This is a genomic window from Bordetella bronchiseptica (assembly GCF_900636925.1).
GTDB lineage: Bacteria > Pseudomonadota > Gammaproteobacteria > Burkholderiales > Burkholderiaceae_B > Bordetella > Bordetella pertussis.
Window position 1 is genome coordinate 4,177,592 of sequence record NZ_LR134326.1, and the last position, 11,903, is coordinate 4,189,494.

The following is an 11,903-nucleotide window of genomic DNA, read 5'->3' on the forward strand; positions in this document are numbered from 1 at the left end:
GCCTTTATTAGAACTCTCATGCAAAGCCTTGCCAGCGCTGGGCACGCGTGGACAGGGGGCGGCCGTCGCCTAGGGTATCCCCCTATGCGCGCGGACCAGGGAAACGCCCTGTTCAGCCGGCCCGGGCGTGCCGGCACTCTTCGCGCAGGGCCTCGGCGAACAGCCGGTGGGGCGCGCTGCCCTGGCTTTCGTGGCGCATGAATACGGCGATCGGCGGCAGGTGCCAGGTGAACGAGAACGGCACGATGGCCACGCCGGCCACGCTGACCAGTTCGTCGGCGATGTCGGCCGGCACGATCGACAGGGCCCGGTCGCTGGCGGCGATCAGTTCGCCGATCAGCTTGGCCGAATGGCATTCGGTGGTGGCGGCGGGCGGCCGGATGCCGGCCTGCATGAACAGGCTGGCGACCTGGTCGCGCATGGCGGTCTGCGGCACGCCCAGGATCCAGTCGAGCTCGGCCAGGGCGCTCCAGTCGAGCGCGCGGCGGGCCAGCCGCGCGGCCAGCCGGCGGCTGGCGATCAGGCGCGGCTGCTGCACGTACAGCGGCTCGAAGACAATGCCCTCGACGTCCAGCGCCGGGCCGGCCCGCGCCACCACCACATCCAGGCTGTGGTCGCGCAGGCCGGCCAGCAGCTTGCCGCTGATGCCGTCGTGCACGCTGGCGGCCAGCCGATGGTCGGCGCGCTGCGCGCGCCCGATGGCCGCAGCGATCAGGCGGCTGGAGACAAACGGCGTCACGCCCAGGTGCAGGCGCGCCGTGTAGCCCGACGCGGATGCCCCCATGTCGTCCACCAGATGGCGCAGGTCGTGGATGATGGCCTCGGCGCGGGCCAGCACCACCAGGCCCAGCGGCGTGGGCGTCATGCCGCGCGCGGTGCGCTGGAACAGCGGCGCCCCGAACATGTCCTCCAGTTCGGCCAGGGCATTGGTGACCGCCGGCTGGCTGGTGGACAACTGCTGCGCGACGCGCGTCAGCGATCCCAGCTGCCGCACGTGCAGCAGCAACTGCAGGTGGCGCATTTTCAGGCGCGAAGTGAGCCGGCGGACGATCTCGGCGGCGTCGACGGAAGGAGAACCAGTCATAGGGACGGAACGCAGTAATATCACTTAAAAGTTATGCCTATATCTTAAAACAAAATAGTTTGCTTATATCTTGTGCCTAGAATGGGCCATGCGTAACAGGCCGGGCGCCGCACACCGGCGCCGCCACCCTTCGAGGACGACATGAAAGACACCGACCGCCAAGCCGCACTGGACTACCACGCCTATCCGCATCCCGGAAAAATCTCGGTCACGGCCACCAAGCCGCTGGTCACGCAGCGCGACCTCAGCCTGGCCTACTCGCCGGGCGTGGCCGCCGCCTGCGAGGAGATCGTCGAGGACCCGGCCAATGTGTTCCGCTACACCGGGCGGGGCAACCTGGTGGGCGTGATCACCAACGGCACGGCGGTGCTGGGGCTGGGCAACATCGGCGCGCTGGCCTCCAAGCCGGTGATGGAAGGCAAGGCGGTGCTGTTCAAGAAGTTCGCCGGGCTGGACGTGTTCGACATCGAGATCAACGAGACCGACCCGGACAAGCTGGTGGAGATCATCGCCGGGCTGGAAGCCACCTTCGGCGGCATCAACCTGGAAGACATCAAGGCGCCGGAGTGCTTCACGGTCGAGCGCAAGCTGCGCGAGCGCATGAAGATCCCGGTGTTCCACGACGACCAGCACGGCACCGCCATCACCGTATGCGCGGCCGTGGTCAACGGCCTGGCCGTGGCCGGCAAGCGCATCGAGGACGTCAAGCTGGTGACCTCGGGCGCCGGCGCCGCCGCCCTGGCCTGCCTGGACTTGCTGGTGGACCTGGGACTGCCGCTGGAGCATATCTGGGTCACCGACATCGAAGGCGTGGTCTACGAGGGCCGCAAGAAGCTGATGGACGCCGACAAGGAACGCTTCGCCCGCAAGACCAAGGCCCGCACCCTGGCCGAGGTGATCGAGGGCGCGGACGTGTTCCTGGGCCTGTCGGCCGGCAACGTGCTCAAGCCCGAGATGGTGGCCACCATGGCGACCAACCCGCTGATCCTGGCGCTGGCCAACCCCAACCCCGAGATCCTGCCCGAGGCCGCGCACGCGGTGCGCGACGACATCATCATGGCCACCGGCCGTTCGGACTACCCGAACCAGGTCAACAACGTGCTGTGCTTTCCGTACATCTTCCGCGGCGCGCTGGACGTGGGCGCGACCACGATCACGCGCGAGATGGAAAAGGCGGCGGTCCTGGCCATCGCCAACCTGGCGCGCGAAGAACAGAACGAGGTCGTGGCCGCGGCCTACGGCACCTATGACATTTCGTTTGGCCGCGACTACCTGATTCCCAAGCCGTTCGATCCGCGCCTGATCGTGCGCATCGCGCCGGCGGTGGCCAAGGCGGCCATGGAGGGCGGCGTGGCCACGCGTCCCATCGCCGACCTGGACGCCTACGCCGAGCAGCTGCAGCAGTTCGTCTACCACTCCGGCGCCTTCATGAAGCCGCTGTTCTCGCAGGCCAAGCAGATCGTGCGCGACGGCGGACGGGCGCGCATCGTGTTCACCGAGGGCGAGGACGAGCGCGTGCTGCGCGCCGTGCAGGTCATCGTCGACGAGAAAGTCGCCAAGCCCATCCTGGTGGGCCGCCCCCAGGTGCTGCTGTCGCGCATCGAGAAATTCGGCCTGCGCCTGCGCCTGGGCCAGGACGTCGAGGTCTGCAACCCGGAATACGACGAGCGCTTCCACCAGTACTGGACCACCTACTGGGACATGATGTGCCGCAACGGCATCACCAAGGAGATGGCGCGCGTGGAAATGCGCCGCCGCCTGACCCTGATCGGCGCCATGATGGTGCACCTGGGCGACGCCGACGGCATGATCTGCGGCGCGGTCAGCGGCTTCCACGACCACCTGCGCTTCATCGACCAGGTCATCGGCAGAAAGCCCGGCGCCACCACCTACGCGGCGATGAACATCCTGCTGCTGGACGAGCGCACCGTGGCCCTGGTGGACACGCACGTCAATGAAGACCCCAGCGCCGAGCAGATCGCCGAGTACACCGTGGCGGCCGCCGAGGAAATGCAGCGCCTGGGCCTGGCGCCCAAGGTGGCGCTGCTGTCGCGCTCGAACTTCGGCTCGGGCAGCTCGGCCTCGGGCGCCAAGATGCGCCACGCGCTGGAGCTGGTCAACCGCCAGGCCCCCGGCCTGGAGATCGACGGCGAGATGCACGGCGACTGCGCCCTGGACGAATCGCTGCGCCTGCGCCTGCTGCCCGACTCTCCCCTGAAGGGTTCGGCCAACCTGCTGGTGTGCCCCAACGTGGACTCCGGCAACATCGCCTACAACCTGCTCAAGACGGTGGCCGGCAAGAACGTGGCGGTCGGTCCCATCCTGCTGGGCGCCAACGCGCCGGTGCACATCGTCACCTCCAGCGCCACCGTGCGCCGCATCATCAACATGGCGGCGCTCTGCGTGCTGGACGCCAACCGCCCGCAGTAAGACGGCGGGGCGGCAGCGCCAGGGCTGCCGCCCCCTCTCCCCCCCTTCACGCGGCCCCGCCAGCCGCGCACCGCCGCCGGCCGCCGACGCCGCGCCCCTCCCCGCCATTCCCGCCCGCAAATAGCGCGTCCTCGCCGACGTTCCGGGCGCGCCCTCGTCGCGTTCCTTGCCTTGCTTCTTTCCCGCACATTGCACATTGTTTTTTGTCGATGTCGACAATGTGCAAGATACGGACTATGATTTCCGGACGCGTGAATCCGGCGCGTGACATCGCGGCCCTCCCCCGGCCGCCCGAGGAGACACAGACATGAGCGACATCACGGTTCGCCCGCTCGGCTACGCGGCCGGCGCGGCGGTATCGGGCATCGACCTGCGGCAGGCGCTGCAGCCGGAACAACTGGCCAGGCTGCGCGCGGCCTGGCATGAACACCTGGTGCTGGTCTTCCCCGGCCAGGACCTGAACGCCCCGCAACTGATCGATTTCACGCGCCATTTCGGCGACGTCGAGCGCAACGACAGCGTGCCCTATTACCGCGACCCCGATTACCCCGAAGTCCTGCTGGTGACGAACAAGCCGCGCGACGGCAAGCCTTCGCAAACCCGCAACACCGGCCGCAACTGGCACTCCGACCTCAGCTATACCGACCGGCCCGCCAAGGGCTCGGTACTGATGTGCAAGGAAAAGCCCCCGGTCGGCGGCGACACCATGTTCGCCAACATGTACCAGGCCTACGAGTCGCTCAGCGCGCCGTTCAAGCGCTTCGTCGACGGCCTGCACGCCGTGCACGACATCAGCCTGATCAAGGGGTTCGACCGCCGCGATCCGGAGCAGACCGCCGCGCTCAAGCGCCGCAACCCGCCCATCGCCCATCCGGTCGTGCGCATCCATCCCGAAACCGGCCGCAAATGCCTGTTCGTCAGCGACCGGGTCCGCACGTTCGTCGGCATGACCGAAGAAGAAAGCCGTCCGATCCTGGACTTCCTGAACCGCCATGCCACGTCGCCGGAGTTCGTCTACCGGCACCGTTGGAGCGTGAACGACATCGTGATGTGGGACAACCGCTGCACCTTGCACATCGCGCTGCCGGATTTCGACCAGAGCAAGCCGCGCCACATGATGCGCTGCTCCATGCTGGGCGAGCCGTCCGGCTACGTGATCGAGGACGCCCCGCTGGACGAGCAGGCCGCGCGCAGCGCGATCGCCGCCGTGTCCTGACCACGCGCACGCCGGCGCACCGCGCCATACAACACTTATATACGGAGACAAGACATGCAGCGGATATTCGAGAAGGCGGCGCTCGCGCTCGCCCTGGTGGCCATGCCCCTGTGGGCCGGCGTGGCCTGCGCGCAGCAACCCCTGCGCATGATGGTCGGCTTTCCCCCCGGCGGCACGACCGATGTCATCGCGCGCCTGGTGGCGCAACGGCTGGGCGGCGAACTGAGCCGCTCGGTCGTGGTCGAGAACCGCGCCGGCGCCAGCGGCAACCTGGCCGCGGCGACGGTGGCCAAGGCCGACCCGGACGGCAACACGCTGCTGTTCGCCCCCAGCAGCCACGCCACCAATGCCTCGCTCTACACCAACCAGTCGTTCGACACCGTCAAGAGCTTTCGCGCCGTCGGCATGGTCGCGGTGACGCCCTATGTCCTGGTCGTCAATCCCGGCATGCAGGCCACCAACCTGCGCGACTTCGTCGATTACCTGAAGCGCAACCCGGGCAAGGTGGAGTTCGCGTCCGCCAGCCCGGGCACGGGCCAGCACCTGGCGGCGGAATTGTTCAAGGACGAGGCCGGCGTCGACATCATGCATGTGCCCTACAAGGGCAGCGCGGCCGCCCTGCCCGACCTGATCGCCGGACGCGTGCCCATGATGTTCGACAACATCGCCGTGATGCTGCCGCACATCCAGCAGGGCACGGTCCGGCCGCTGGCCATCACGTCGAAGACGCGCTCGCGCTTCCTGCCCGATACGCCGACCATGGCGGAAAGCGGCTACCCGGATTTCGAAGTGCTGGGATGGTTCACGCTGCTGGCGCCGGCCAAGACGCCCGACGCGACGGTGCAGGCCTACAACGACGCCCTGAAGAAGATTTCCGCCGACCCTGACTTCGTGGCGCAACTGGCCAAGCTGGGCGGCGAGGCCGTCGCGCGCACGCCGGCGCAGGCCGACGCCTACATCGCGGAAGAAGTCGACAAATGGGGCAAGGTCATCCGCACCGCCCACATCAACCTCAACTGACGGCAGCCCGGCGGGCGGCCCCGGCCGCCCCCACTGCCGTGCCGATTATCGCAAGACTGCCCATCCAGAAAATCATGAATCCGACTCTTGCCGCCCGTACCGGCGGCCGTATCCTGGTCGATGCGTTGAAGGTCCACGGCGTGGACCAGGCCTTCTGCGTGCCCGGCGAAAGCTATCTGCCCGTGCTGGACGCCCTGCGCGACGATGCGCAGGCCATCCGGCTGACTGTCTGCCGCCAGGAGGGCGGCGCGGCCTTCATGGCCGAAGCCTATGGCAAGCTGACCGGCAAGCCCGGCATCTGCTTCGTGACGCGCGGGCCGGGCGCCACCAACGCCAGCATAGGCGTGCATACCGCCTTCCAGGACTCGACACCGATGATTCTGTTCGTCGGCCAGGTGGGCGCCGACGTGGCCGAACGGGAGGCCTTCCAGGAGATCGACTACCGCAGGATGTACGGCCAGATGGCCAAGTGGGTGGCCAGCATCGACGACGCGCAGCGCATCCCGGAATTCGTCCATCGGGCGCACCAGGTCGCGCTGTCGGGCCGGCCGGGGCCCGTGGTGCTGGCCCTGCCCGAGGACGTCCTGCGGGCGACGGCGCACGCCGCCGACCGCGTTCCCCACCGCATCGCCCGCGCCTGCGCAACCAGCGCCGACATGAAGCGGCTGCACGAACTGCTGGCGGCGGCCCGGCGGCCGCTGCTGATCGTCGGCGGCGGCGGCTGGAACGAGGCGGCCAGCGCCGCCATCACCCGCTATGCCGAGCGCGCCGGCCTGCCCGTGGCCACGGCGTTCCGGCGCCAGGATCGCTTCGACAACCGCCACCCCTGCTATGCCGGCCACATCGGGCTGGGCATCGCGCCCAGCCTGGCGCGCCATGTGCGGCAGGCCGACCTGCTGCTGGTCGTCGGCGCGCGCCTGGCCGACGCCACCACGGACAGCTACGCGCTCATCACGCCGGAGCATCCCGGCCAGACCTTGATCCACGTCCATCCCGATCCGCAGGAACTGGGCCGCGTCTATCCGGCCGACCTGCCCATCGCGGCCGACGTGCAGGCCTTCGCGGCGCAACTGGATGCCTGCGACAACCCGCCCGCCCGCTGCGACGCCTGGCTGCGCGAGCTGGCGGACGACTACCGGACCGACCTGGCCGTCGCCCCTTCCCGCCGCGACACCGACCTGGCGCAGGTCATGCATTGGCTCAACCAGCACTTGCCGCAGAACGCCATCGTGACCAACGGCGCCGGCAACTACGCCGGCTGGGTGCACCGCTACTTCCAGTATTCGCCGCAGCGCCGGCAACTCGCGCCCACCAACGGCGCCATGGGCTACGGCGTGCCGGCCGCCATCGCCGCCAAGCTGGCGGCGCCGGCCCGCACCGTGGTCTGCTTCGCCGGCGACGGCTGCTTCATGATGAACGGCCAGGAACTGGCCACCGCCATCCAGCACGACGCCGCCGTGGTCTTCATCGTCGTCAACAACGGCATGTTCGGCACCATCCGCATGCACCAGGAAATGCATTACCCCGGGCGCGTGTCGGGCACCTCGCTGCGCAACCCCGACTTCGTCGCGCTCGCCAGCGCCTACGGCGCCCATGCCGAGCGCGTGGCGCACCACGACGACTTCCCCGCGGCGTTCGAACGGGCCTGCGCCAGCGGCCGGGCCGCGCTCATCGAGATACGCACCGACCCCGCCGCGATCTCGGCGCGCCGCGACCTGCCGACCCTTGCCGCATGAGGCATCCGCGCATGGGCGCGGGATATACTATCCGCTCTCCATCATGGCCCTTTCTTCCTGACCGCACCTCAATGACTCGCCAACCACAGTCGGCCGATATAGAAGAACTCCCCCTGGGACGAACGTCGAAGTCGCTGCCTGAACAGGTCGCCGACCGGCTGATGCAGTCGATCCAGACCGGCGTGCTGCAGCCGGGGGAACGCCTGAAGGAAGAAACGCTGTCCGATCGATTCGCGGTCAGCCGCACCACCGTGCGCGAGGCCATCAGCACCCTGGAGCGCCGCGGCGTCATCGAACGCGTGCCCCGCTTCGGGGCGCGCGTGCGCGAGATCCGCGCCGATGAAATAGAAGAAATCTTCTGCATCCGCGCGCAGCTGCTCGGACTGGCCGCGCGCCGGGTGGCCGAACATGGCGACGACGAAATCCTGGCGCAGCTGCGCCAACAGGTGGAACGCCTGCGCCAGCTCGCCGACAAACCATCCACCTCGCCGGCGTCCTATGCGAAGGTCTCCATCGAGACCCAGCAATTGCTGATACAGGCAGTAGGCTGGAAACAGCTGGGCACGATGTACGAGGGCCTGAGCAACCAGATGCTCTGGAAAACCTCCGTGCGCGGCAAGTCGCTCAGCTTCCAGAGCCAGCAGCGCCGGCGCGAGTCCGTGGGCGACTGGCAGCGCCTGCTCGAGGCAGTGTGCGCGCGCGATGCCGCCGCCGCCGAAGAAAGCGCCAAGCTGCTGCTGGGCGCCTCCTACCGCGCCGTGCGCGGACAGCTCGCTTCCTGAAAGCGCCGCGCGCAGAAGCAACCCGCCTGGCCGGCGGGCGCGGGCGCTAGCCCACGGCCGCCCGGCTGGGGGCCTTGCGCCACGCCAGCCACGCCAGGCCCACGCATATCATCAGCATCGGCACCAGCGATCCCACGTTCAGCACGGTCCATCCCCGGGTCGTCACCAGCATCCCGGACGTCAGCGAAGTCACCGCCATCACCGCGAACACGCAGAAATTCATGGCGGCCTGCGCCCGGTCTTTCTCCTCGGCCGTATAGGTCGACAGCGACAGCGTCGTGCTGCCGGTGAACAGGAAGTTCCACCCCACCCCCAGCAGGAACAGCGACACCGTGAAATGGTGCAGCTCCACCCCGGAAAGGGCCACGCCGATGCAGACCAGATTGAGCGCGGCGCCCCAGCCCATGATGGGCAGCACGCCGAAACGCTTGATGAGATGGCCGGTAAAAAAGCCGGGCGCGAACATCCCGATGACATGCCACTCCAGCACGAACGCGGCATCCGCGAACGGCAGGCCATGGTGCTGCATCGCCAACGGCGTGGCCGCCATCAGCAGGTTCATCACCCCGTAGCCGAGCGCGCCGGCCCCGGTGGCCACGATGAACGCGGGCTGGCGCGCAATCACCGACAACGGCCGCCCACCATTCGCGCTGGCGCGCTGCGCCACCTCCGGAAACTCGATGCGCGCCAGCACCGCCATCGCCAGCAGCGCCACCACGGCCAGCGCCAGATACGCGCCCAGGAACGGCGTGACGAACAATTCCTTGGTGAACGAAGCCAGGTTGGGCCCCACCACCGCCCCCAGCAGGCCGCCCGCCATCACCAGCGACACCGCCTTCTCGCGCGCGCCGGGCGCGGCCAGCTCCGCCGACGCGAACCGGTAAAGCTGCCCGTTGGCCGAGTAATAGCCCGCGATCGCGGTCGCGGCGCACAGCAACCAGAAATTGCCTATATAGGCCGCGAAAGCGCACAGCAGCGCCGAACCGGCCGCCACCAGCAGCCCCAGCATGAAGCTGCCCTTGCGGCCGTAGCGCTTCTGCGTCCACGCGACCGGCCCCGTGCACAGCGCCCCCCCGACCACATAACCCATGACCGGCAGCGTCGCCATCCAGCCGTACGGCGCGAGCGCGAACCCGACCAGGCCATTGATGGCGATGAAAGTAACGTTATTGGTAAGGAACAGGCCCTGCAGGACCGACAACAGCCAGAGATTGCGATTCATATTGAGCGGCGTGCCCTGCGATTGCGCGCAGGCGGAATATGCGGATTCGGATATATGGATATTACCAGTGGTAATTATCCATCCCGCCCCCAGCGGCCAGCACGGCCCCGGCGGACCAGTTGGTAACAGGCAAGTCCGGACGCCCCTTTTTCATTGAGCGAAATAAAAACGTGATATGTTGATATTGTTTACATTGTGAAATAAAAACGGGAATTCTTGCAGATGGATTTGTCGAAAATTCAATTCGGTGTCGACGTCGCCACCAGCCTGGCGATTCTGGCCTCGGCCATCACCTTCCTGATCAACCAGCGCCTCAAGACCCGGGAAACCAAGCGCCGGCAGCTCGACGAATCCGTGCGCGCCGTAACCGTCGACGAATTCCAATCGGCGCTCGGCAACCTGTCGACGGCCTACGTCAAGGAAATCGTCCGGCACACCGTCCCCCTGCAGGCCTCCGTCAGCCGCGGCCTGGAGCGCCTGGAAAAATCGCTGGAACTCGACCCCAAGCGGGCCAACGTACTGATGGACGCCATGGCCAACACCACGCAGGCCATCAGCGACTACATCAACGCGATCTGCGCCTACAACTACCAGATCTATCCCCTGCTCGACAGCATCGAAGGCGGCGAATCGCAGATCCAGGAATTCCGCCGCAACCTGCAGCGCCTGATGGACAGCTACAACAATATCGGCCGGGGCCACGAGTCGCTGTTCAAGGAAGTGCGCGCCCTGTGCGACTTCTGCGCCGCGCATCCGCTCGAGCAGGCCGACCACGAAGCGCTGCAGCGCATGGCCATGTCCATCGTCGCCGACAAGGACTACCGCCAGTGGGTGGACAGCTTCGTGCCCAGCGGCAAGGAGGAGGCTTACTGGGCATGCGTGGACAAAGGCGATTTCGAAGGCGAGAAGGACCTGCTCATGCGCGTCGTCTCCAACGTCATCGGCGGCTTCTACAAGGCCCCGGCCCGCATGCAGGCCCAGGTCATCTATCTCGCCTATTCCGCCATCATCGACGCCAGGCAGCAATGCAAGGAGTTCCTGGTCGGCATGGCCGCCATCAACTACTGGCTGATCCGCAAGGGCGGCGGCAGCGAATCCCTGCCCGACGTCATCCAGCGCTACCGCTCGCAGGCGGTATTCGCGGTGGATTCGGAGATCAGGTAGGCGCAGGTCGCCTGCAACGGCCTGCCTGCAGGCGGCGCCCCGGTCCGAACCGGGCGCAGCGACAATACGCCAGGGCCATGGCCCAGCCCCGCCCGGCTTGGCGGCGGGGCGAACATGGCTCCATAATGCAGACCCGGCGGCCGTTGTTGTCAGCGGCCAGGCCACCACTGCAGGCCGTCAGTCCACCGCGGCGCCCACGGCGGCGCCGCAGGAGCCCCCCCCAACATGCCCCATTCCGTCGACGACTCCTCCCTGGTAACACGACGCCGCGCGCAACTGGTAAAGGCCGCGATCAAGCTGTTTTCGCGCATGGGGTACCACGCCGCCACGGTCAAGGACATCGCGCAGGAGGCTGGCGTCAGCGCCGGCCTGATGTACCAGTACGTGCCGGACAAGCAGGACCTGCTGTTCCTGGCGCTGCAGCACATCGTCCAGCGCAACAAGGAAGAAGTGCCGTCGGCCTTGCTGGGCGTCGAAGATCCCATCGCGCGCCTGTACCGCGCCATCGATGCCTACACGCGCGTCATGGCCGCCAACCAGCAAGCCGTGCTGCTGACCTACCGCGAGACCAAGTCTCTCAAGCCCGAATACATCGAGCAGATGAAGCAGCTCGAACTCGACACCAACAGGCTTATCGAAGCATGCGCCACGGATTGCATACGCGCGGGCTACCTGGCGCCCACCAACGTGGAGCTGCTGGTGTACCGCATCATCATTGCGGCGCATGCATGGCCCCTGAAGCATTGGCGCTTGCGTCGCATCGTCACGCTGGATGAGTATCTCGACCAGGCGATCCATGCCGCCTGGAAAGACCTGCTGCTGCCGCGCGGCAGCAGCCGATATGAAGAACTGCGCCGGGCCGGCGAACTCCGGCCCGTCCATCTCGCCGGCGAATCGGACGACGGCGCCTCCCGCGCGGCGGGCACGGAACCGAAGAAGCGCGCACGGCGCGGCCGCGCCGCCTGAGCCTGGCCGCCGGACGCCACAGTCCGGCCCGGCCCTCCCGCCCCTCCCGCCCGGACCACCAGGCCGGGCCACACGACATGAATGGTTAGCCATTCAATACTCATACGGCACCGCCTCCATCACGGCCGCAAATCGCCGCGCGACGCCCTTTCCCCTCTGAAAGTCCACCCAGGCAACTGCCCATGCCTGTGGCGGCCGGGCCCTGGCCATGAAAATTGAATGATTAACCATTCAATTTCATGATAAATTCACTTCGCGCTCATATGACTATTCAAGCAATCGA

Annotated in this window: 9 protein-coding genes; 7 read left to right on the forward strand and 2 right to left on the reverse strand. The window is 67.3% G+C overall.

Annotated features, from left to right (window positions below; genetic code table 11):
* Window positions 1-112: 112 nt before the first annotated feature.
* Window positions 113-1,084: a LysR substrate-binding domain-containing protein gene (locus tag EL288_RS19590; protein ID WP_010931487.1), complete on the reverse strand. Its 972-nt coding sequence runs from the start codon at window positions 1,082-1,084 to the stop codon at window positions 113-115.
* Between the two features lie 141 nt (window positions 1,085-1,225).
* Between EL288_RS19590 and EL288_RS19595 the strand changes: the two genes are divergently transcribed.
* The 5 genes from EL288_RS19595 (at window position 1,226) to EL288_RS19615 (ending at window position 8,268) form a co-directional block, all read left to right on the forward strand.
* A complete protein-coding gene (locus EL288_RS19595) occupies window positions 1,226-3,514 on the forward strand; it encodes an NADP-dependent malic enzyme (RefSeq protein WP_126622015.1) in 2,289 nt (762 codons plus the stop codon).
* A gap of 307 nt (window positions 3,515-3,821) precedes the next feature.
* On the forward strand, window positions 3,822-4,730 hold the full coding sequence (locus EL288_RS19600) for a TauD/TfdA dioxygenase family protein (RefSeq protein WP_003808542.1): 909 nt from the start codon (window positions 3,822-3,824) through the stop codon (window positions 4,728-4,730).
* A gap of 54 nt (window positions 4,731-4,784) precedes the next feature.
* Window positions 4,785-5,750: a tripartite tricarboxylate transporter substrate binding protein gene (locus EL288_RS19605; RefSeq protein ID WP_010931485.1), complete on the forward strand. Its 966-nt coding sequence runs from the start codon at window positions 4,785-4,787 to the stop codon at window positions 5,748-5,750.
* 74 nt (window positions 5,751-5,824) lie between these two features.
* On the forward strand, window positions 5,825-7,486 hold the full coding sequence (locus EL288_RS19610; RefSeq protein ID WP_010925994.1) for a thiamine pyrophosphate-binding protein: 1,662 nt from the start codon (window positions 5,825-5,827) through the stop codon (window positions 7,484-7,486).
* A 71-nt stretch (window positions 7,487-7,557) separates the two neighbouring features.
* Window positions 7,558-8,268: a GntR family transcriptional regulator gene (locus EL288_RS19615; protein ID WP_033452270.1), complete on the forward strand. Its 711-nt coding sequence runs from the start codon at window positions 7,558-7,560 to the stop codon at window positions 8,266-8,268.
* 46 nt (window positions 8,269-8,314) lie between these two features.
* On the opposite strand, the gene EL288_RS19620 is transcribed toward EL288_RS19615, so the two are convergent.
* Window positions 8,315-9,490, reverse strand: coding sequence for an MFS transporter (locus tag EL288_RS19620; protein ID WP_003808533.1), 1,176 nt, complete (start codon window positions 9,488-9,490; stop codon window positions 8,315-8,317).
* Window positions 9,491-9,706: 216 nt separating this feature from the next.
* Between EL288_RS19620 and EL288_RS19625 the strand changes: the two genes are divergently transcribed.
* Together EL288_RS19625 and EL288_RS19630 are read left to right on the forward strand one after the other, a co-directional pair.
* The gene (locus tag EL288_RS19625) at window positions 9,707-10,654 is read left to right on the forward strand and encodes a hypothetical protein (protein WP_003808531.1); all 948 of its coding nucleotides are present in this window, start codon (window positions 9,707-9,709) and stop codon (window positions 10,652-10,654) included.
* Between the two features lie 225 nt (window positions 10,655-10,879).
* A complete protein-coding gene (locus tag EL288_RS19630; protein ID WP_003808529.1) occupies window positions 10,880-11,620 on the forward strand; it encodes a TetR/AcrR family transcriptional regulator in 741 nt (246 codons plus the stop codon).
* Window positions 11,621-11,903: the final 283 nt, after the last annotated feature.